Consider the following 22986-nt stretch of genomic DNA (forward strand, 5'->3'; position numbering starts at 1 on the left):
TACCACACATCTGCTGCCGGCGGGCAGTTTTATCACAGAAAATAGGGATTGGCAGTACGGAAATCAGCGGGAGGTCTGCTGACTCGCCTTACTGGTTCATTGGCGCAGGCGTGAAAATGCAGGGCAATTTGCGCCATCGTCCGGAGCTAAGGCATTTTTGTCTTTCATTCAGGCCAATTTGTATCATGTACTAGAATCAAAGGCATTTTTGCCTTTCATTTCGGCCATTTCGCGTCATGTGCCAGAATCAAAGGCATTTTTGTCTTTCATTTCGGCCATTTCGCGTCATGTGCCAGAATCAAAGGCATTTTTGTCTTTCATTTCGGCCATTTCGCGTCATGTGCCAGAATCAAAGGCATTTTTGTCTTTCATTCAGGCCGGTTTGCATCACGTGGCAAAATGAAGTGGATTTTCCCCATTAGCTTGCTCATTATCATGCACATACGGCCTGTGCGTAGCCCCTATTAGCTCTATACTATTCTATTTACCGAGACAAAAATCCCCCGGCACCGCGGGTGACCGCAGCCGGGGGATTCTCCATCAGCTTAAGAAAGCAGGGATAGCAGGGTTTTCTGGCCGGTAAGGAAGCTCATCATCGATTCCTGCACTTCCCAGAGCAGGCCCTGCGCCTGGTTCTTGTTGTATTCATTCAGGGCGGCGATGCCCTGGCTCATAGCTTTTTGCAGGCTGGCGCAGAGGCTCTGCCCTTGTTCACTCAGGCCGGGCTCCAGCGCTTTGACTGCTTCGGCCCACTGCATGTGAAGATCACTGACGGCCGTGGTATCCGGCACGCCTCCGGCACTGCTTAACAAGGAAGCCGACAGGCTGCTCAGCTCATCCAGCAGCTCCGCACTGGCTGTAAAATAGCGGTTCACCGCCTCACCGTCACCGGAAAAAGCAGCCTGCTCCATAGCCGGCAGGGTCATCTCCCTGACGTAGAGCTCAATCCCCTGATGCTTCAGGCCGCTGCTCAGCAGCTTGGCCTGTTCGCGGTCAGGCGACACTCCCGCATAGACGCGGTTGCCGCCGTCAGGATCAGCTCCCGCAGCCAGCCCTGCGGCGAGCAGCTCCTCCTGTGCCTGCTGCGCTCCGGCAGGAGAGCTGAATACCCCGTACTGCAGCATGTAATAGCTCTGCGCAGCAACGGCAACCGGGATGCGGCCGGCGTCGCTCCCGGCAGACGGCAGGCCGGTATCAGCAGCAACCGGCTGGCCGTTAGTGCCCCCGCCGGCTGTCTGCACAGCAGCCGGATTAGCCCCGCCGCCGCTGTCGTTCACGCCGCTGATAAAATTCAGCGCTGCGTATCCCAGCAGCAGCCCTGTACCAAGAGCACCCGCGACGGAAAGCGCAAATTTCCACCAGCGGGTAGGCCGGCGGCTCTGATAGGAACCCCCTCCGCCATAGCTGAGCCCTGAGTAGGAGATATCCCCGAAGTCCACCGGGTCATCGTCTCCCGTTAGCTCGGGATACACTGTACTTTGTCTGTACCCTCTCTCTTGAGCAGCCTCCACCGTACGGATCGGTTGTGTTTCCTCCCAAGAGGCAGTTTCCGGCTCCTCTCTACGGCGCGGGGGGTTTCTTTCCCATAGGTCAGTCACCGGCTCCGGGCGGAAAAAGGACGCTGAACCCTCTGATCCGCGGCCCGGATCATCCCGGTCCCCGTAATGTCTTGTCCGTGTCTCCGCTTCAAGAATACCCTCTAAAGTATGCCCGTACTGCTCCCGCGCACTAGATCCGCCAGTTACATTGTACGGCTGGACGACTACAGGAATATCAGAACTGTGCAGCGGAGCACCGGAGTCTTTAACTACGTCATATTCCTTATTTTTACTGTATCTCATGACAGCCCAAGTATCCTTAGCTCTACCGTATTCCTTCACTATGCTATAATCCTTGGACGAACCATCAATCCCAGAATCCCGCCCCGCACCGGAACCCTTAACTTCCCCATAATCCGGAACGGTACCGTCTTCGCCGGCTGTGCCGTACCCCTTAACCGCTCCATATTCCTTACCCGCGCCGTAATCCCTGGCCGTGCCGAGTGATCCGTGCGCGAAACCCGGACCCTTTTTTTCCTCGGCTTGTCCTTCCGGCTCTTTCCCGACCCGCCCATGATTCCCCTTATCCGGACCTGTATCAAAGCGGAACGTCATCTTCCCGTTACTCAAAGTCCCACACCTCACTATCTTCAATTCGTTAGTAGAATATATGATAGAGAGGAGGGGGATATGCTATTTTTGGATAATAATATATTTATACCAGACTGAGCACCTTAGACCGGACATTGCTGGCCTCATAATGCTTCTGCAGAGTCTTGTACGCCTGATCGGCAATGATTGGTCCCAGCTCCGGCGTCTGCAGCAGCTTCAGCACTTGTTCAGCCATCTCACCGGTGGTACCGGCCAGCAGAATGTTGCGGCCCGGCTCACAGGTCAATCCTTCTGCACTCTTCAGTCCGGTAACTACGGGTGTCCGAAGCGCCCATGCCTCCAGAATCCGCAGCTGGCCGCCGCAGCCTTCACGCATGGAGGCTACAACCACTTTGGAACGCCGTATGTATTCTTGCACAGCACCACTTTCTTTCACAATCTGTACAGAGGAGTCCTGCTTAGCCAGTGCCGTTACCTCGGGATGTATCTCCTCGCCGATAATATAGCATTTGCAGCCCGGTACTTTGTCTTTAATCAGCGGAAATACCCTCTTATGGAAGGTCAGCGCAGCATTCTTGCCCTGGCTGGTCTGCATATTCCAGTGCAGCACAATGGCCTCTTCCTTCACGGCAGACTCGCTGAACTGGTATTCCTCCAGATCAATGAATTGCGGTACCACATGAACCTTCCCGGCATCCGCAAAGGACAAAGCCTTAAAGGATAAAGCCTCCCACTCAGACGCAGTCAGCAGCAGCCCGGTTTTGTTCATCAGCCTGCGCTCATCCCGCCGTGACAGCGCTGCATTCAGCATATGATAGCGTCTGCTCAGACCCCGCTTGCCGGCTGCCTTCCCCTCCGACTGCCGGCTCTCCGGATGCAGCACATCTGTAATGATAACGGCTTCAGGCAGCAGTGAGGATATGAGATCCACGCAGCTGCCCGGTACGCCCCGGTTAATAAAAACATGACTGTAGTCATTGAATTTGCACAGGCTTCTGATCTCGTTCTGCAAGCCTCTATGCGTATCGGTATGATATGCGCTGCCGCGCAGCTTGTTCAGTGAACCCTTAAGAAGGATGTGCGGTCTTCGCGCAGGTGTAACCGAATGTATTTTTAGCGCAGGATCCGGTCTTAGCTCAGTCTTTCGTCCGTAACTGCAATATTCCAGCAGATCGATATCAAACCGCTCCAGCAGGATGCCGATCATGCCTTCTGTACGTGCTTCTTCCTCAATCTCTCCCTCCGGTCCGTGGTTCTGGGCGGAAAGGTACAGCATTCTCTCTCTCATCTCTTACGACTCCTTGATTCTAGCAAATGTATATAGCAGACAGCCAAGCCGCAGAAAAACAGGCCGGAATCACCAAGCCTGCCGCTATACATGAAACTTTAGTTGTAGAACAATAGTAGCGCAGTTTTCTGTGAAAGATTGTCGATTTATGGGATATAATTTTTTTTATTTTCTAAATCAGGAGATTCTCAGACAAGACCCAGCAGCTTTTCCTTCACACTCTCTGCCTCATAATGGGCCAGCAGCGTCTGATAAGCATGATCTGCCAGTTGTTTTCCCTGTTCCCGGTCCCCCAGCAGCTGCAGTACACTGGCGGCAAAGTCAGCCGGGCTGTCGGCAATCAATATATTTTTTCCATGCTCATAAAATAGTCCTTCCGCCCCTATGGTGCTGGAAACTACAGGCGTTTTAAGCGCCCAGGCCTCCAGGATCTTCAGCCGGGTTCCGCTGCCCTCCAGCAGAGGTACAATCACAACCCCGGATTTCCGCACATAATCTGCAACACTGTCAACGTAGCCGGTGATGATAATCGACGAATCCTGGGCAGCCAGCGCAGCCACATCCGGATGCACATCCCGGCCGACGATATACCATTTGATATTTGGAAGCTTTGCTTTGATCAAAGGATAAATCTCGCGGCAAAAGTAGGCGGCAGCATGAACATTCGGAAAATAGTTCATATTACCCGGCAGAATAACCGATTGTTCTTTGTCTGCATCCGGTTTGCCGGTATAATCGCTGATCCGGATAAAATTGGGGATGACATGCACCTTGTGCGAGTTTTTAAAGGAGAGGGCTTTGAATAACAAACCATCCTCCTCAGAAGTGGCCAGCAGCAGGCTCGTCTTATCCATCAGCTTTAACTCATCCTGCCTCGTCCACACCGTATTAAGCCGGAAGTACAGCTTGGCAATTCCCTGTTTCTTCTTCACCAGCTGCGCGGATAGGCTGCTCTCGAAATTATGGGCATCCGTGATAATAACCGCCTCCGGCAGTACCCTGCGTACAATATCGATACAAGCTCCGAGCAGGCTGTGAGAAATGAAAACCTGGGCATAACGGTTCTCTTCGCTGAGCATGACGATTTCATCGTGCATGTCTTTATCGGCATGACTCAGGTAAGAGCAGTTGCGCCACTTGTAGATCGAGCGGAGCATGGCCTTGCGGTAGCTCATCGTGCGCTCCACTTCATGCACAGCAAGGTCCGGATCATGCTCATGCCGATTCTCTGTCCGCTGATTCCGGTAGGTCAGCAGATCCACCTCATATTTTTCCATAAGCAGCTTCAGGATATTGCCGGTCCTCAGCTTGCCGCCGCTGTCCTGCGGAAAAGGGTTCTCAGCGGAAATGAACAGTAATTTCTTCTTTCTCATCTTCCCATCTCCTGGACTCTGTATGTGTATATGTATGTTCATTACACTGATGTCTAGCATATATTACCCAGCTGAAGGTTCATTTCCCACTATTTTTTGGAAAAATATTTTAAATATTTCTAATTCCTTCTTTTGTATGAATATCCCTTATTTTCGCCATAAAAAAAGCACCTTCCCCGTTATGAGGATGGCACCTTCTCGTCTATCTCATTTAATAAAAAATCGGGCTCGCAGGTTCTGACTACGCGGTTCCGGCCGTTCTGCTTGGCCTCGTACAGAGCTAAATCCGTCAGCTTATATAATCTGCTCAGAGGAACCAGCTTCTCCGAATGGATAGTAATGACTCCAATACTGATGGTATACGGCAGCATAGTACCATCAATAACAGCACCCAGTACACACCGCCTGAGCCGTTCGGAAAGCTCATTGCTGGTTGTCTCATCCGCCCTGTGCAGCAGCACTGCGAATTCTTCGCCTCCATATCTGCCGAACAGGTCGCCGCTGCTCAGCTGGGCCTCAATTTTGCGTGAAAAATCCCACAGCACCTTATCTCCGGTGTCATGTCCGAACGTATCATTGATATGCTTGAAGTGATCCACATCGATGAGCATAAATGAAAAGGGCTGATCCTCTTTGGCCGCAGCAGCAATCATCGGGCGGGCCCGCAGTATAAAAGCCCGGCGGTTCAGAATGCCGGTAAGCTCGTCATAGGTAGCCACGCGCTCCAGTTCAGCATAGGTATGCTCCCGGGAGAGCAGCATATAGCCGGCAGTACCCAGAAACATCAGCAGGTAAATGCTGATGTAGAACACGGCCTGCAGCCAGCCGGACGCTGCTGTACCCGCCAGATACGGCGCATACAGCAGCCGGACTGCCTGGCCAAGCAGCGCAAGGATGACGAGGCTGTACAGCAGTCCGACCAGCTGTTGCAGCGGAGTCACTTTAAGCTTCACGCAGAGTAAATAGACAGGATAGACAATCATGACGGCGCCCGCCGCTGCAGTCAAAGCACCAGCCGTCATTACTGAAGAGTACAGCCGCACCAGCAGCAATATGCTAACAGCTGATATAGCGGCCAGCCCGTAATATAACCGCCTGAGTCCGGCGCTGTATACGCCCAGCAGCTTCAGCAGGGCAAAGGCTTCCAGCATCCCCCCGGCCAGACATAACAGCATCACGGGCAGCTGAACACCGTGTAGCTCCGCTGCGGCTTCCAGCAGCAGCAGCATCCATATGAGCAGCTGAATCAGCTTGGCGAGGATGTACGGTCTCAGCAGTCTGCCTTTCGGATATCGTGAGCGGTGCGACAGTATGAACAGCAGTGTAAAGAAATTGACAATAAAAAGGCAGACCAGCATCGTTTTGAAATCTAGACTGACAGCTGTCGCTATGTGGTTCACCTTCCTGCAGGATTATTCCTGAATCCCTATATGTATTTTGCTGCTCTTGCTGTCCTCCTGGCTGTTGTAACGGACGACCCGGTTCCTGCCCTCCCGCTTGGCCTGGTAAAGGGCACGGTCACACAGCTTGAACAGCGTGTTAACCGAGGTACACGGCTCAGGAAGAACGGTTATTACACCGATGCTCACCGTATGTGCGCCAGTGCCTGTGCTCCGGGAGGCTTCTGCCACCGCCACGCGCAGCTGCTCGGCCTTAAGGCTGCTGTCTGCTTCATCCATCCCGTACAGGACGGCGGCAAATTCCTCTCCGCCGACTCTGCCGAACAGAGCCCCGTTGCCAAGATTGTTCTCCACGGTATAGGCGAATTCCTGCAATACCCCGTCCCCCTGATCATGCCCGTAGGTATCATTGATCTTCTTGAAATGATCAAGATCCAGCAGCAGCAGGGAATAGGGCCGGCTCTTTTTTAGAGCAAGCGTAAGCTTCAGCTCTGCCTCCAGCAGGAACGCTCTGCGGCTCAGGATGCCTGTGAGGGAGTCGTAGGTGGCCATTCTTTTCAGCTTTTCGTAGGAGTGCTCATTAGAAAGAAGAATGAAGGCAGCGGTGCCCGTAACCAGCAGAAAAAACATGCCGACATAATATAGATATTGCGGCAGGTTAGCCGATAATACGCCCATCTCGGGCCTGATAAAAAGCGCCGCAAGAAACCGGCCCAGCATGGTAACGGCAATGCCATAAAAAATAAACCCGGTTATCCTGTGCAAGGGAGGCCGCTCTTTGCCCGCAGACAGCCGGACAGCCGGGTAGAGGACATATAGCAGCACAGACATTGAGGCTGAGGCTACCCGCAGATTAGGCTGGTTGAAAAACAGGGCAATCACGCAGAAGCTGGTGACACTTCCTGCTGTAAGCACCGTATAATACAGTCCGGCCATACGCCCGAAAATATCCATCATCATCATCAGAGCCGTGATCTCCAGTCCCCCACCCACCAGAATAAACAGATTGCTCAGCGGAATCATCAGCTTATGCGGCAAATGATCCCACAGGAGAATTGAGCTCCAGAAAAGCACCTGCACCCATTTGCCGGTGATAAACAGGCCTGATGCCATGTCCTTTGGAGCGTCGAAACGGTAAAAGGTAATCAGAAGCCCTGTAATTAAATTCCCAAGGAGGAACAGGTACAACAAGGTTTTGATATCCAGCTGAAAATCCATAATTACACCACCAAATGTCCGGGAATCAGTAACGTTATCAGCAAACTTTAATCTGTCAGAGTTATTATCGGCAGACACCTTCCAAGAATTGACCTGCAGCAAATAAACCCCAAAAAAGCATTATAAAAAAGCGCATTCCCTCTGAATACTCAGAGAGAATACGCTTTGAACAACGGGTACCGCCCGTGACGGTACAGCTCCGCTGGTTTATTCCTTACTTTTCAAGTTCCCGCAGGCCTTCGGCCAGCGTGTAGCCTACCTTCCAGATATCGCCTGCACCCATAGTAAGTACGAGGTCGCCGGGAGCGATACGGCCCTGCAGATCGGCAATCACCGCTTCTTTGGTCGGCAGATGCCTAGCACTCTTATTGCTGTTCTGCACGATCAGCTCTACGAGCCTCGCGGAGGTTACGCCCTCAATCTGCTTCTCACCGGCCGGTGAGTAGATGTCGGTAATAATAACCTCGTCCGCTTCACTGAAGGCACGGCTGAATGCATCCAGCAGGAAGAAGGTACGGGTATAGCGCTGCGGCTGGAAGACGGCGATAATCTTTTTGCCGGTCGCCTTGGCTGCACTGATTGTAGCCTGAATCTCTGTAGGATGATGGGCATAATCGTCAATGACGAGAATGTCATTCACCTCGCCCAGCACCTGGAAACGGCGCTTCGCGCCATGGAACTTCACAATAGCACCAGCAATAGCTTCAAAAGCAACGCCTGATTTCAGGCAGGCGATTACCGCAGCCATCGAGTTATAAAGATTGTATTTGCCCGGGATGGACAGCTCAATCTTGCCCAGCACCTGTCCCTGATGATTCATTGTATAAGAAACCTGTCTGTCTCCCAGCATGATATCAGTAGCAGTGTAGTCCGCATCCGGAGAGTCAATACCGTAAGTGATAATATTGCCCTTCACCTCAGACAAAAGAGAGCTGGCTGTCTCATCATCAGCACATACAATCGCCGTGCCGTCATCACGCAGCTGATTCATAAACTGCACGTAAGCGGCCTTCAGCTTGCCGAAATCTCCGCCGTAATTCTCCAGATGATCCGCTTCAATATTGGTGACAATCGCCAGCCAAGGGTGGTACTGGAGGAAGGAGCCGTCGCTCTCGTCTGCTTCCGCTACAACGTATTCTCCTTGTCCTGCCTTGGCATTCGTGCCGACATTCATAATCTCCCCGCCGATAATATACGTCGGGTCTACCCCGCAGTCCTCCATGATCAGGGCGATCATCGAGGAGGTAGTGGTTTTGCCGTGCGCCCCTGCAACGGCAACGCCCTTGCGTTCATTCAGCAGCCGTGCCAGCATCTGGGAACGGTGCAGCACCGGGATGTTCAGGCGCTCAGCCTCCACCCACTCCACATTGTCGCTTGCCAGCGCAGTTGAATAGACAACAAGATCAGCACCTTTAACCTGTTCGGCCGTATGTCCGATATAGACCTTGGCGCCTTTGGCAATCAGTTTCTCGGTCAATTCCTGGGCAGCCACATCGGAGCCCGTAACCGTGTATCCCATTTCCAGCATTACCCGGGCAATCGCGCTCATACCGTAGCCGCCGATCCCTATAAAATGCACACGTTCAGTAGTATCCAACAGTTCGTCACCAGCCTTTTTCAGAATCGGGTTGCTGCAAAAGCGTACTGCGTACATCGGAAATCAGATACAGTGTGCCGGACACGACCGCAAGATCCTTCTCCGACGTGATCGACTGCAGCAGCTGCAGCGCTTTGCCCCAATTACGTTCTACTATGATTTCCAAATGATCCTTGGCATATTTCTCCCGCAGACTTTCTGCGATAGCCTGCAGTTCTTCCGCGTCCATTTTCTTCCGGAAATCCGGTTCGGTCAGGATGAGCGTATCCACTATAGGCAGTATATGCTTGAAGTATGACTCATGATGCTTATTAGCCAGCATCCCCATGAGTAAATTTAATTTACCGTACTTGTAAAACTGCGGCAGGCTTCTGGCCAGGCTCTCTGCGCCTTCGGGATTATGCGCGCCGTCGAGTACGATCCGCGGATGCTGGCTGACCTCCTCCAGACGTCCGGCCCAAAAAGTATCCTTGAAGCCTTGCAGCACATCCTCATCGTCCAGCATGAAGGCCATATACTGGCGCAGTACCTCCAGCGCCATCATTGCTACGGCTGCATTACTCAGCTGATGCTCGCCTTTCATGGCGATACCCACCTGAAGATCACGGAACGGCCCCTTGAAGTTAAAACTCTGCACACCTTCTTCGATGCCGGCAAGCTCATAGCTGAAATCTTCACCGGCCAGATAGAGCTTGGTGCGGCAGGCTTCCGCCCGTTCCTTCAGGACAGCGATCACTTCCGGCTGGCTGACACAGCTGACCACAGGAACACCGGGCTTGATAATCCCGGCCTTCTCAAAGGCAATCTTCTCCAGCGTATCGCCCAGCACATCGGTATGGTCATGGCCGACATTGGTAATTACGGACACCACTGGCAGCACGATGTTCGTTACATCCAGCCTTCCCCCAAGCCCTGTCTCCCATACGACTACATCAGGGAAACAGCATTCGGCATAATAGAGGATGGCCAGCGCTGTCGCGACCTCGAACATCGTCGGTGAACCAAGCTCGCCGGCGGCGATTTCTTCCACCAGGGGACGCAGCCTCGCAGCAAGCGCAGTGAGTGTGTCTTCAGGAATATCCGTACCGTTATATTGAAAACGGTTGGTGAATTTGGTGATGTAGGGGGAAGTAAACGTCCCTACACTGTAGCCGCTCTTCAGCAGCACGCTTGTCAAAAAAGCGCAGGTCGAGCCTTTGCCGTTCGTCCCCGCCACATGGATGAATTTCAGCCTGCGGTGCGGATTGCCGAGCTTCTCCATGAGGAGCTCAATCCGCTCCAGGCCGGGACGGATACCGAAGGGAATCAGCCCGTTGATCCAGTCCACTGCTTCTGTATAAGAACCCAAAGGAGCGGCGTTACCGCTCCCGATCATCTCTTCCATATCCCTTATCCTCTCAGCTCTGCGATGCGGGCCAGCACTGTCTCGCGTTTGGCGGAATAATCCGCCTGCTTCGCCCGTTCCTCTTCGATGACTTTAGCCGGAGCCTTGGCAACAAAGCCCTGATTGCCAAGCTTTTTCTCTACGCGTTCCACTTCACTGTTCAGCGTCTGCACTTCTTTTTCGAGACGGATAATTTCCTGCTCAATATCGATCAGCCCCGACAGCGGCAGCAGCAGCTCTGCTCCGGTAACGACTGCGGACATTACTTTATCCGGCGTCTGCGGATCAAGTCCGGCTTCGAACGACGACGTGTTGCAGAAGCGTCCGATGTAATTGTCGTTGCGGCTGATAATGCTGAGTGTCTCTGCACTGCCAGCCTTGATGATCAGCTCTACCTTTTTGCTCATCGGCACATTAACCTCTGCACGGATGTTGCGTACCGCACGGATAACGTCCATCAGCAGGTTCATTTCAGCCACAGCCTCAGGACTCTCAAGCGCTGCATCGTACTTAGGCCATTCTGCCAAAGTAATCGTTGCACCCTCATGCGGCAGATGCTGCCAGATCTCCTCGGTAATGAACGGCATGAACGGATGAATCAGGCGCAGCGTGCGGTCGAGCACGTAGGCGAGCACGGATTGGGTTTTGGCTTTGGCAGCCGCATCGCTGCCGTACAGCGACAGCTTCGCGAACTCGATATACCAGTCGCACAGGTCATCCCAGATGAAGTTGTACAGCAGACGGCCGGTCTCGCCGTACTCGTACGAGTCAATTAGACGCGTAATATCGCGGGAAGTTTCGTTCAGGCGGTGCAAAATCCAGCGGTCAGCCGTTGTAAGCTCACCTGTAATGTCAATATCTGCAAAGTTTACACCCTCCAGATTCATTAGCGCAAAGCGCGATGCGTTCCAGATCTTGTTGGCAAAATTGCGCGCCTGCTCTACCTTTTCCATCCGGAAACGCAGATCCTGCCCGGCAGTAATACCGGTAGAAATCATATAGCGCATAGCGTCCGCTCCGTACTGCTCAATAACATCCAGCGGATCGATCCCGTTGCCAAGCGATTTGGACATTTTGCGGCCGTCGGCATCGCGTACCAGGCCGTGCATGAATACATCGGCGAACGGCTTCTGGCCGGTAAATTCAAAGGCGGAGAAGATCATGCGCGCTACCCAGAAGTAGATGATGTCGTATCCGGTAACGAGCACGTTGTTCGGATAGTAACGCTGGTAGTCGCTGCTGCTCTCGTCAGGCCAGCCCAGTGTGGCGAACGGCCAGAGGTTTGAGCTGAACCAGGTGTCCAGCACATCCTCATCCTGCTTCAGATCATCAAGTCCGCTTATTTCGCGTGCTTCTTCTTCACTATAGGCTACAAATACTTCACCTGTGGACTCCGAGTACCAGGCCGGAATGCGGTGTCCCCACCATAGCTGGCGGGAGATACACCAGTCGCGTACATTTTCGATCCAGTTCAGGTAGGTCTTCTCGAAGCGCTCAGGTACAAAGTTAACGCCGTTGCCCTCCTTCTGCGCATTGATGGCCACTTCAGCCAGCGGCTGCATCTTTACGAACCATTGGGTGGACAGATAAGGCTCAACTACAGCGCCGGAGCGCTCGCTGTGTCCTACCTGGTGTACGTGATCCTCGATGGAGATCAGAACGCCCTGCTCCTTCAGATCAGCAACGATATTCTTGCGGCATTCACTGCGGTCCTGACCGTTGTAAGGTCCGGCTTCCTCATTCATTACGCCGCCCTCATCCATCACATTGATCTGCGGCAGATTGTGGCGCTGGCCTACCTCAAAGTCATTCGGGTCATGGGCCGGCGTAATCTTCACAGCGCCGCTGCCGAAATCCTTATCTACATAATCATCGGCGATGATCGGAATTTCACGGCCTACAATCGGCAGGATCAGCGTTTTGCCGATCAGATCCTTGTAGCGCTCATCCTTCGGATGTACGGCTACTGCTGTATCGCCAAGCATCGTCTCCGGACGTGTAGTGGCTACAGTGATGTGACCGCTGCCGTCCTTAAGCGGATAACGAAGATGGTACAGGTGGCCGTTCACCTCTTTGTATTCAACCTCAATATCGGACAGGGCTGTACGTGCAGCCGGGTCCCAGTTGATGATGCGTTTGCCGCGGTAGATCAGGCCTTTGCGGTACAGCTCTACGAATACCTGGCGTACCCCTTTAGTCAAGCCTTCATCCAGCGTGAAGCGTTCGCGGGAATAGTCAAGGGACAAGCCCATCTTTGCCCATTGCTCGTGAATCGTTTCGGCATACTGATCCTTCCAGGCCCATACCTGCTCAAGGAACTTCTCACGTCCGAGATCATGGCGGGAAATGCCCTGCTGGCGCAGCTTCTGCTCCACCTTAGTCTGGGTAGCAATACCCGCATGGTCGGTTCCCGGCAGCCAAAGGGTGTCGAAGCCCTGCATCCGCTTCGTGCGGATCAGAATATCCTGCAGGGTGAAGTCGAGCGCGTGCCCGATATGCAGCATCCCCGTTACGTTCGGCGGCGGGATTACGATGCTGTAAGGCTCTGCGTCCGGCCGCTGGCCGGCCTTGAAGAATTCATTCTCCATCCAGTAGGTATACCACTTGTGCTCTGCCGCTTTCGGGTCGTACGTAGTCGGCATGTCGTTCCTGGTGCTATTGTCAGCTGCAGCCTGCGCTGCCGCTTCCTGCGTCTCCGGCAGCATCTCTGCCGCTTTGCCTTGATCAGCCATGTTCTGAACCTCCATTAAATTTCTTATCTTCTCTTCTGAAAATACAAAAAGGCCTTTCGTCTCAAAGGACGAAAGGCCATTCTTTCGCGGTACCACCTTTGTTTCGCGCCAATAAAAAATAAACCTGTGCCCCGGCAGCTGATGCTCCCGAAGCTTAGCGCGACACTCATGCAGATAACGGCTGCGTCCGGCCACATCCTACACTGATCAGCCTGTTACAGGCAGGATCATTCGAAAGGGCGACTCCGGGGCGACTTCGGTGGCAAACATCCTGCGGAAATTCACAGCACTTACAATTCCGCTCTCTGAAGGGCTGACGACCTACTCTTCCCGTTCCCAGTCTTTAGCTAAGTTTTACTTATTCCCATAATACATTTAGTACTATTCCTAGTCAACCAGCATACACACAAACAGCGGGACTTATACTCGCGGATTTGTCATTTGCCGCTAAGCTAAAAAAAGCCCTCCCGTTTATGCATCCCTGCTCTCCTGCTCTCCTGCTCCCTTGCCAGCTAATACTTCAACAAACAGCTCACGTTCACGCCCGCTCTCTAACGGACTCAGATGCGCTTACTTCCGGATAATTTCCATTTCCGGCATGCTAACGGACACCAGCGGCCTTATGTGCAGATATATGGAGCAATAAGGGCTGTTTGGAGGGTAATAAGTGCAATACGTTCCGTTAGCCGGACAAAATGCTATTTTTCTGCAAAATAAGATCACTCAGGTCCGTTAGCGGCTGAAAGCGATTGAGCTGCCGGCTCACCACTCCCGTTCTCTCCCCAACAAAAAACAGAGCAACGCTCCCTGCAAGCAGGAGACCGCTACTCTGTCCTGTTCCACAACATTAACCTAAGGGATATATAAAACCTGCCCCTCTTCCACGTTCTGGCCGGCCAGCCGGTTATACATGACCAGCTCCCTGGCGCTGAGCTGATACTTCTCGGCAATGGTGTCCAGCGTATCTTCGCGCTGTACAATGCACATCCGGACCTTGCGGAACAGCTCCGCACCGCCGGTCCTGCTGATGAAGCGGCTCTTCCAGTCGCTGTCGCCCGCCGCCGCTTCCTGAACCGCCGGCTGCGGAGCCGCCGCAGCTGTTACTGCGTCCTCCTGCTCCTTATTGGCACGGCTTGAGCTGAGCAGGGAGGAGAAGGTGAGATGCTCCTTCGCCTGGCTTCCCTCTTCCTTCTTACTGCCGAATGCGACCTTCAGATCCCCCTTCTCCTCCTGGGCAGGCAGGGCCTCAGGGGATTGCAGCGGCTCATTCTCCTTGGTTTCTTCTGCTTCCGGCAGTGCCGCCTCAGCCTGAACCTCCGGTGGAGTGTACTCCGGCTCAACTGCGGCAACCGGCTCCTCCTGTCTCTCAGCATAGAGCTGTCCAGAGGCGATGTCCGGAAAATCAAATGGCTGCGCAGCTGCCGGAACGAACTCCTCTGCAGCATCACCGGCCTCAGCCCGCGTAATCTCTGCCGCCGCAGAAGAAGCAGGCTTCACTGCCGTCTCCTTCTCGCGTGCGCCGAAAAAGTACCCGGATACCGGCTCCGCCGGTGCCTTTCCCTTTTGCCAGGCGTCCGCAGCTGCAGCCGCCCCGCCGGTGAGGTCCGCCTGCGCCTCTAGGCTATGCGTGCGCAGCTTCGCTTCTTTATCCTTCTGCGGCTGGGCAGCAGGCCCGGCCGCCTGTGTATAGACAGATTCCTGCACTACCAGCGGATGCACCGCCGCCGCATCCGGTACAAAAGCTGCATACCCCTGCTGATCCGCAAGCGCATCCGCAGGAATTTCTGCTGTACCCTCGCCGTAGGTCCACAGCGAGTTTTCGTACAGGGCGTCGTTCTCATGCTCCCGTCCCTCGGCCGGGACAGCGCTGCCCCGGTCCGCTTCTTCGGGAGAATAGGCTACTGTGTATTCTTCCTGCTGCCAGGCTGCCCCCGGGTCACTCCCGCCGATCCCCCGCAGGGAAAGTACGCCGGTTATGTTGACTGTACGCATCGTAAGCAGGTCGATATCGAAATTTTCGATTTCCACCCCTATGTCATCAAGTGAGCTGACCCGGGTCAGCGGGACTGTAATTTCAACAGGAATCGCATGCTCCAGGCGCTCCGTCCGGTCATTTTCTCCCCGGTAAAGTCCGGTGAGCAGCAGCTGGCCGTAGAGCTCCGCCCGGTCTTCCCGCTGAATCACCTGAATTTCCGGAATGAGCTCCACCTCTTCCAGCTCAGCGATTCCCGGAAGTTCTGCAGGCAGGTGAATGCGTTCATAAATATCAAACCGCAAGCCATGGGACTGGTCAAACACGGGAAATTTCCTCCTTCTTGGCATAATCTAACCCTGAGACAAGCCCAGAGCATAAGCCCAAAATGTTACTCCACTCATGTATATGCTCCAATCAGGAAGGCATGACTAATTTGGACATATCCGTATCTGCCCGGCATTTACCTGCTTTATCCGGGCAGAATGTTAGCATCCGGCACCTGATAATCTGCCGGAAGTCCGCTGCGCAGCACAGGCCCCAGCGGATTGCCGGGGCTGATGACGTTCAGCAGATCGGCCGGATGAAAAGCGTCCGGTATGCGCCGGACTGGCTGCCGGTCGCCGCGGCTCATCTGCATGTGCTGCGGCCAATTATGCATCGCTAACGCTCTGCGGTAAACCCCCAGCGTCCCTTCCACCATGGTATCCAGTGAGCGGTTTGCCATGGCCCACTGCCGGGCTGCAGAGCCGGTTCCGGCCCGCAGGCCATCATCGCGGAGCAGCAGCTCCAGCTGGTCTGCCAGCGCTGCAGGATGTTCTGCCGGCACGATCCAGCCTGTCACCCCGTGCCGGACCATTTCCGGCATCCCGGTCGTGCCGGCTACAACCGGAGCGATGCCGGCAAGCTGTGCTTCCGTCACCGAAAAAGGCTGGGTATCCTGCAGGCTCGGCTGAACATATACATCAGCGGCGGTCAGCGCCGAGGGGATATTGTCTATTTTTCCGGTAAACAGAATGTCATCCTGAATGCCCAGCGCCTGTGCCTGCACCTTTAGCTCCTCCATCAGACTCCCGCTGCCGGCGATGACACAGGTCCAGTCCCCGCGCCGCTGATGCAGCAGGCCAAGCGCACTGATCAAAACGTGAACCCCCTTAATATATTCGAGCCGCCCGGCGTACATGATGAGCTTTTTACCGGGCTGACGCTTCAGCGTAGAAGGCACCTGAGCCTTAGCTTCATACTCCTTTAAATTGACCCCGTAGGGCAGAATATGAATCCGCTCTGCAGGAGCGCCATGTCCGCCCACAACCTGTCCAATCCACTGTGAAGATACCAGAATCAGATCAGCCGCATTTACGGCGAGCTGCTCCATCCTCCGGAAATAGCGCCAGATCGGCCGGCTCTCGTACTCCGCCTGTGTCAGCCCCGGCTCAAGCCCCCTGTATTCATAATAGGACTCGCGGGCGAGCGCCCCGTGCATACTTGCTACCAAAGGCACTGCTTTTTTCATAACCCGCCGCAGCGCATACGCCGATATCGGGTCCTGGGCATGAATCACATCATACTGCTCAAGACCGAGCGCGGCAGCACCGCCTTCAAACACATAACGCCCCAGCTCAAAGCTGAAAATCCCGTGCTCCTGATGCAGATGGGGAAACCTCAGCGGATCCAGATAGGGAAGCAGCGCTGAATAGTACGCTTTTTTGTCGAAACAGACATTCCGGTCCAGCAGATACAACGTATTACTGTCCACATGGCTGCCCATTAGCGTAACCTCGTGCCCCTGCTCTGCCAGCTTGTCTGAGAGCTGCTTCATATACGTCCAGATCCCGCCCATATTCGTGAGTCCCCAGTAGGTGACCAGCAATATTTTCATGAAGCCCCTCCTCCGGTTATAAAAATTCATTGCAAAATAGCAGCAGCCGGCTTAAGCATCAACAAAGTATTATATGTCCACCACCGTCTTCCCGGCATGGGTACGGGTCTCAATTCTATGAATAAAGCAAAGTGTGAATAATTTTGAAACTATTTTCATTATGTTTGAACATTTCGGGTATAATCGGTATAACCCGTGAAAGGAATGTTACTGATATGTCTAAAGCAAGATTATTTGATCTTTCCTTATTCGTAGCTGCTGTAGGCCTGGCGCTTTTTACGCACCCCTCGGTAGTTCTGGATGGTACCTATATAAAAGCCATGCTGCTCTACTGGGTCTTTGCCAGCTTTTACTTTCAGCTGCGCATTGTTACCCGCAAAGGGAATTCTACGATTGATTATGCAATCAGCTATACTTCTTCCTTTGGTATTTTTGCCGGACCGCTCGGCACCCTTATTTATGAGATTTTTTACCGGACTACGGTCTACTTTTACAAAAAGAAAACGAAAACCGCGGATCCGGGAGAACTCCTGGACACTTTTTATAATATAGGCTCCTTCACGCTTGGCGGTACCGCTGCCTACTATCTGTATACGCTGCTCTACCCGGTTGCCGCACATGTGCCTGCCGGTTACTGGCTGCTGTTTCTGCTGGTAGTTTGTGTGACAACCTTTTTGTCCTCCGGGTTCCTGGTCATTACCTTTGCCCTCTCCGGGGACATAAAGACACGCAAAGAAGCGTTCGACCTGCTGCTCAGAAGCAGAAACCTGCTTGATTTCAGTAAAGTAGCGCTAACCAACGCCCTCCTGCTGCGCCTGCTGCAACTGGAAAAATGGGAGATGCTGATCGCCCTGTTCCTGCTGAACTATATTGTCAGCCTCTCTTTCTTCTCCAAATCCCAGAGCGCCCAGCACAAGTTCGAGCGGGACAAATTCGAGCAGATGGCTTACCAGGACTTCCTGACCGGAACCTTTAACCGGGCCCATATGGACAAGAGGATGAACGAGCTCGACCACAGCGGAGAATCTATCGGCATCGTGGTAGCGGACATCGACCGGTTCAAAAAAATCAACGATACTTACAACCATGCTGTCGGTGACAAGGTCATTATTCATTTTGCTAATATACTCAAGGACCACCTGCAGGAGGAGGATATTCTGTTCCGCAGCGGCGGGGAGGAGTTCACCCTTTTTCTGAGGAGCAAATCTTTCCGTGAGTGCCATCTGATTCTTCAGGAAACGCTGCTTGATGTGGAAAGGCAGGCTGTTAAGGCAGATTACGAGGACCAGCAGATCGAGGTACACTACTCTGCATCCTTCGGCCTCTTTTACTTTAAAGCAGACCAGAATACTTCCATGGAAAAAGGGTACGTCCGCGCCGACCAGCTGCTGCTGGAGTCCAAAAAGCTCGGCCGCAACCGGCTCTCGGCACACAATGCGCTGGCTGAGTGATTTACATTTTTGCATATTAAAAAGCCGTTCCACCGGTTCTTCCGGTTGAAACGGCTTTTTATGTCTGCGGAGCTCTGTAAACAGTGCTTCCTCTGCAGTTCCACTACTATACATGATGCGGCTTCACTCTATAGCTCGGCAGCGTTAAAAGTATCTCCGCCGGCAATCGTGCCTGAGTTAAAGCCTTTGTAGAACCAGCGTTTGCGCTGCTCCGACGTCCCGTGCGTGAAGCTGTCCGGCACTGCATAGCCCTGGGCCTGCTTCTGGATCGTATCATCGCCGACCGCACTGGCCGCCGTTAAAGCTTCCTCCAGATCGCCTTCCTCCAGCAGATTCATCCCCTGGGCATGGTTCGCCCAGACACCCGCCAGATAGTCGGCCTGAAGCTCGAAGCGGACCTGATACTTGTTGTATTCCTTCTCGCTCAGGGTACGGCGGTAGGAATCCAGCTGCTTCGTCGTTCCAAGCAGAGTCTGGACGTGATGCCCCACTTCATGGGCAATGACATAAGCCATCGCAAAATCACCAGGCGCCTTAAAGCGCTGCTGCAGCTCATCATAGAAGCTCAGGTCAATATACAGCTTGCTGTCCCCCGGGCAATAAAACGGTCCGACCGCCGAAGTCGCTGTTCCGCAGGCCGAGTTCACACTGCCGCTATAGAGCACCAGTGTAGGATCGGTATAAGTCATCCCCTGCTCTGCAAAAAGCTGACTCCACACATCCTCCGTGTCCGCCAGCACGACCGAAACAAATTGCGCCAGCTCCTGCTCCTCCGCCGTTTCCTGGTAAGGCGTATTGGAGGTAGTGGCCGTGGTTCCGCCTGAAGTCAGATTCCCCAGAATATCCCCGACATTGCCGCCGCTCAGCAGTGTGACGACAACGACCAGGATAATACCGCCAATCCCGCCGCCAATCAGCTTCCCGCCTCCGCCTCCGCCGCTGCCTCTGCGGTCCTCTACATTCGAGCTGCCTCTTCTTCCCTGCCACTTCATGTCCCGTCCCCCAGTCTGTTTACACTAATGGATTATTGTTTCCGGGAAACCGGAAACGTATTATGCTTGTTTACTCTTAATAATGTTATACCCAAAACCGGCCGGGTTCGATTCTGTTGGGGAATTAAGGTAATGTGCGGGATTGCGCGGGATTGCGCGGGAGCGAAAGTAATAAGGGCGCAGGCCTGGGGCTAAGGTGACCGCCCCTCTCACTCTGCCGGAAGTGGCCTCCTATTAGGCTAGGCGTATGTAGTTAAGCGGATTTGAGCTTGGAGAGTGTAGCTACACGGATTTAGTTGGATTTTTGCCATCTAAATCCCCCGGTTCTCATCTTTTGCAAACACTAGTTGGAAAAATGACACTTAATTTAGGCCACAGCCCCCTTTTGGGGCGAAAAGCTTAAAATCAAGTAGCCTTTTTCCACTTAGGTTCCGTTTTCTGGCGTTTCGATGAGAAATAGATAGCAATTTTCCACTTAGATTCTGTAGCGGCATTCTATGGAGGAACTGCTTAAGTTGGCGATGGCCATATTTAAGGCACTCCTTAGGCTTGCGCGAAAAACCCCGCATGACCCTGCCAGATTATTGGCGGGTCATACGGGGTTTATTGTTTGATGAGACAGCGGTTAGCACGCTGGCGGTTTAAGCATTCTTAGTAAAGCGAAGTATTAACAGCTGCAGCTCGTGGAGAGTAGTGTGCTTACAGTTATTCCTCCACATTGCAATAATTGCCCCAAACTGTTGGCTGGTAGCGCCCCGTTCTGCCCCGTGCCTGGTTAGTCCAGTGCAAAGACTAGCCAACGCATGACGCCATCCGTTACTTCGGCGCAACGAACAGTTACTCTCACAGACTGTCTCACACTGCGGGCGAAATCAATTCTACTCTCTCGAGCGCACCCCACAGTGAAAGTTCAATTCACTCTCTCCAGCGTGCTCTATCCTAGAGGTACGCCGCCCAGCGACTCGCGTAGCCGCAGCATATCTTCCGGCCAGGGATCGGCAACTACGGTCAGCTTCCTGGTCCAGGGGTGGCGGAACGCCAAGGCTTCGCCGTGCAGCGCCTGGCGCCCGCGTTCCGCCAGTCCCCAGCGTGGACCGCCGTACAGCTCATCCCCGATGAGCGGATGGCCGGCATGACTCAGGTGAACGCGGATCTGGTGCGTCCGCCCGGTCTCAAGCTCGACCTGCAGCGAGGTTGCACCGCGCAGTACTTCACGGCCGGTGATCCGCGTTACCGCAGGCTGGCCGCCGGGCGATACCCGCCTCCGGGCCGCATGATGGCGGTCGCGGCCAATCGGCTCATCGATGACCGTCAGCTGAGCCGGCACGGCACCTGCAGTGATCGCGGCATAGCGCCGCGAAATGTCTTTGCTGCGCATGTCCTCATCGAGTACAAGCTGCGCGTACTCATTCTTCGCATAAAGCACCGGGCCGGTCGTGTCCTTGTCCAGCCGGTGGATATGGCGCACGGCAATCCCGCAGCCGGAAGCAGCGTAATGGGCAGCTACGATATGGTCCAGCGTTGTGTCCGACCCGCTGCCGTCAGGATGGACTGCCATACCTGCAGGTTTATGGACAACAAGGCAGAAGTCGTCCTCATATAGCACTTCTGCCTCTTGCCATACCGGCTCTATGCCGGCCTCCCGCTCCGGCCAAAGGGCCAGCCGCAGCCGGTCGCCCCGCCACTGGATGCCGCCTTCACGGCGCAGACGGGCATGGAGCTTCGCCGGCATCCCGGCGGTCTCCAGCAGCCACCGGTCAATGGCGGCTTCCTTATCGGCCGCTCCTGTAACCACACGGCCGGGCATGGCCTCAAGCCATTCCCCGCGCCGTTTCCAGGCACCGCCGCCCGGAAGCGACTTGTTTTCGGCAGTCTCTGCAGCTTGGTCTTCGCTGCTTTTTGCAGCCTTGTCCGGACTGCCTGGGAACGCCTTGTTCCCGGCACCCTTTTCATTTGTGTTCTGGCTGCCTTTTGCAGCTTTATTCCAACTGCCCTTTGCGGTCTTGTTCTCGTTAACTATTGCAGTCTGATCCCAGCTACCTCTCAACGTTTGATTATCGGTGCCCTTAGCAGCCCTATTCCCGCTGCCTTGGACCGCTTTATCCCAACTGCCTTTTACCGTCTTGTTCTCGTTGACTATTGCAGCCCTATCCCAGCGGCCTCTGCCCGCCTTATTCTCAACGCCTTTTACGGCCTTGCTCTCGCTGCCGCTTCCTGTCTTATCCCATCCGCCAGCCATCAAAGTGACTTCAGCGCTTCGTAGTGCGCCTCAAGCGTATCGTCAATATCCTGCTCGCTGTGCACGCCTGACACGAACATGCCCTCGAACTGGGAAGGAGGCACGCTGATGCCCTGGTCGAGCATTTTGCCGAAGTAAGTACGGAATTGCTCCAGATTACTGGTCTTGGCCGTTTCGAAGTTATAGACTGGCCCCTCCGTAAAGAACGGGCAGACCATTGAGCCGATCCGGTTGACCGTGAGCGGGATACCTGTATCAACGCTGTTACGCTTCAGTCCAGCTTCCAGACGTGCGCCCAGCGTTTCCAGCCGGTCGTAGACCTCCGGAGTCAGCAGCTTCAGCGTGCTGTAGCCGGCAGCCATTGCCAGCGGATTGCCGCTGAGCGTACCCGCCTGGTAGATCGGCCCCGCCGGAGCCATCTGCTCCATGATCTCCCTGCGGCCGCCGTAAGCGCCGACGGGAAGTCCGCCGCCGATGACCTTGCCGAAGCAGGTCAGATCCGGCCGGGTCCCGAACAGGCCCTGTGCACAGCTGATGTTCACCCGGAAGCCGGTCATTACCTCATCAAAAATCAGCAGCGCTCCGTAACCCGTAGTCACCTTGCGCAAGCCCTCAAGGAAGCCCGGCTGCGGCGGTACAACGCCCATATTGCCGGCAATCGGCTCGACGATAATTGCGGCGATTTCGTTGCCATAGCGTTCGAAGGCGATTTTGACACCTTCCAGGTCGTTGTAAGGTACAGTGATCGTGTTCACTGCTACCCCTTCCGGTACTCCCGGACTATCGGGCAGACCCAGTGTAGCTACACCAGATCCGGCTTTGATCAGCAGACTGTCGGCGTGTCCGTGGTAGGAGCCTTCGAACTTGAGGATTTTGCTGCGTCCGGTATAGCCGCGGGCCAGACGGATGGCACTCATCGTAGCTTCCGTACCAGAGTTAACCATCCGCACGATATCAACAGACGGCACACGTTCTACGACCAGTTTGGCCATCTCCGTCTCCAGCAGCGTCGGTGCGCCGAAGCTGGTCCCTTTTACCGCAGTCTCCTGCAGCGCTTTGACCACCTCAGGATGGGCATGTCCCATAATGAGCGGCCCCCAGGAGCAGACGTAGTCGATAAAGCTGTTGCCGTCGATATCATAAATGCGTGAGCCGATCCCGTGATCCACGTACACCGGTGTCAGGCCTACTGATTTGAACGCCCGCACCGGGCTGTTCACCCCGCCGGGAATATACTGCTTAGCTTCTTCAAAAGCGTTCCGGGAAGCTTCTTCCCGCCGCGACAATGGCACATTGCCCATGTTATTCACT

14 protein-coding genes and 1 other annotated feature are annotated in these 22986 nt (G+C 54.2%); of the genes, 1 reads left to right on the forward strand and 13 read right to left on the reverse strand.

The genetic code is table 11. The features are described 5' to 3' along the window. Positions 1 to 545 precede the first annotated feature (545 nt). From NST84_RS24040 to NST84_RS24085, 10 genes are all read right to left on the reverse strand, one after another. Positions 546 to 2168, reverse strand: coding sequence for an SPOR domain-containing protein (locus NST84_RS24040; protein ID WP_342562625.1), 1623 nt, complete (start codon positions 2166 to 2168; stop codon positions 546 to 548). Between the two features lie 85 nt (positions 2169 to 2253). Next, positions 2254 to 3438, reverse strand: a complete 1185-nt coding sequence (locus tag NST84_RS24045; RefSeq protein WP_342562626.1) for a glycosyltransferase — start codon at positions 3436 to 3438, stop codon at positions 2254 to 2256. A gap of 188 nt (positions 3439 to 3626) precedes the next feature. Then, positions 3627 to 4811, reverse strand: coding sequence for a glycosyltransferase family 4 protein (locus tag NST84_RS24050; RefSeq protein WP_342562627.1), 1185 nt, complete (start codon positions 4809 to 4811; stop codon positions 3627 to 3629). A 179-nt stretch (positions 4812 to 4990) separates the two neighbouring features. Then, positions 4991 to 6211: a GGDEF domain-containing protein gene (locus NST84_RS24055; protein ID WP_342562628.1), complete on the reverse strand. Its 1221-nt coding sequence runs from the start codon at positions 6209 to 6211 to the stop codon at positions 4991 to 4993. A 12-nt stretch (positions 6212 to 6223) separates the two neighbouring features. Next, on the reverse strand, positions 6224 to 7429 hold the full coding sequence (locus NST84_RS24060) for a GGDEF domain-containing protein (RefSeq protein WP_342562629.1): 1206 nt from the start codon (positions 7427 to 7429) through the stop codon (positions 6224 to 6226). Positions 7430 to 7643: 214 nt separating this feature from the next. After that, positions 7644 to 9026 (reverse strand): UDP-N-acetylmuramate--L-alanine ligase, encoded by a 1383-nt coding sequence (murC, locus tag NST84_RS24065; protein ID WP_342566509.1) that lies wholly within the window; start codon positions 9024 to 9026, stop codon positions 7644 to 7646. Positions 9027 to 9033: 7 nt separating this feature from the next. Further along, positions 9034 to 10410, reverse strand: coding sequence for a folylpolyglutamate synthase/dihydrofolate synthase family protein (locus tag NST84_RS24070; RefSeq protein ID WP_342562630.1), 1377 nt, complete (start codon positions 10408 to 10410; stop codon positions 9034 to 9036). 5 nt (positions 10411 to 10415) lie between these two features. Beyond that, a complete protein-coding gene (locus tag NST84_RS24075; protein WP_342566510.1) occupies positions 10416 to 13052 on the reverse strand; it encodes a valine--tRNA ligase in 2637 nt (878 codons plus the stop codon). A 151-nt stretch (positions 13053 to 13203) separates the two neighbouring features. After that, positions 13204 to 13489: a binding site (T-box leader), on the reverse strand. Positions 13490 to 13994: 505 nt separating this feature from the next. Further along, the gene (locus NST84_RS24080; protein WP_342562631.1) at positions 13995 to 15440 is read right to left on the reverse strand and encodes a LysM peptidoglycan-binding domain-containing protein; all 1446 of its coding nucleotides are present in this window, start codon (positions 15438 to 15440) and stop codon (positions 13995 to 13997) included. A gap of 146 nt (positions 15441 to 15586) precedes the next feature. Continuing rightward, positions 15587 to 16993 carry a glycosyltransferase family 4 protein gene (locus NST84_RS24085; protein WP_342562632.1) on the reverse strand — a complete coding sequence of 469 codons (1407 nt, stop codon included), beginning with the start codon at positions 16991 to 16993 and terminating at the stop codon, positions 15587 to 15589. 215 nt (positions 16994 to 17208) lie between these two features. Between NST84_RS24085 and NST84_RS24090 the strand changes: the two genes are divergently transcribed. Beyond that, the gene (locus tag NST84_RS24090) at positions 17209 to 18444 is read left to right on the forward strand and encodes a GGDEF domain-containing protein (RefSeq protein ID WP_342562633.1); all 1236 of its coding nucleotides are present in this window, start codon (positions 17209 to 17211) and stop codon (positions 18442 to 18444) included. Between the two features lie 128 nt (positions 18445 to 18572). Here NST84_RS24090 and NST84_RS24095 read toward each other — a convergent pair whose 3' ends face one another. The 3 genes from NST84_RS24095 to hemL all read right to left on the reverse strand — a co-directional run bounded on the left by NST84_RS24095 (position 18573) and on the right by hemL (position 22976). Continuing rightward, on the reverse strand, positions 18573 to 19436 hold the full coding sequence (locus NST84_RS24095) for a neutral zinc metallopeptidase (protein ID WP_342562634.1): 864 nt from the start codon (positions 19434 to 19436) through the stop codon (positions 18573 to 18575). A 934-nt stretch (positions 19437 to 20370) separates the two neighbouring features. Further along, entirely contained in the window at positions 20371 to 21243 is an 873-nt protein-coding gene (locus tag NST84_RS24100; protein WP_342566511.1) for an RluA family pseudouridine synthase, read from the reverse strand. Between the two features lie 431 nt (positions 21244 to 21674). Further along, on the reverse strand, positions 21675 to 22976 hold the full coding sequence (hemL, locus tag NST84_RS24105; RefSeq protein WP_342562635.1) for a glutamate-1-semialdehyde 2,1-aminomutase: 1302 nt from the start codon (positions 22974 to 22976) through the stop codon (positions 21675 to 21677). Positions 22977 to 22986: the final 10 nt, after the last annotated feature.

It is taken from the genome of Paenibacillus sp. FSL R7-0345 (assembly GCF_038595055.1).
In the GTDB taxonomy this organism is placed as follows: domain Bacteria; phylum Bacillota; class Bacilli; order Paenibacillales; family Paenibacillaceae; genus Paenibacillus_AQ.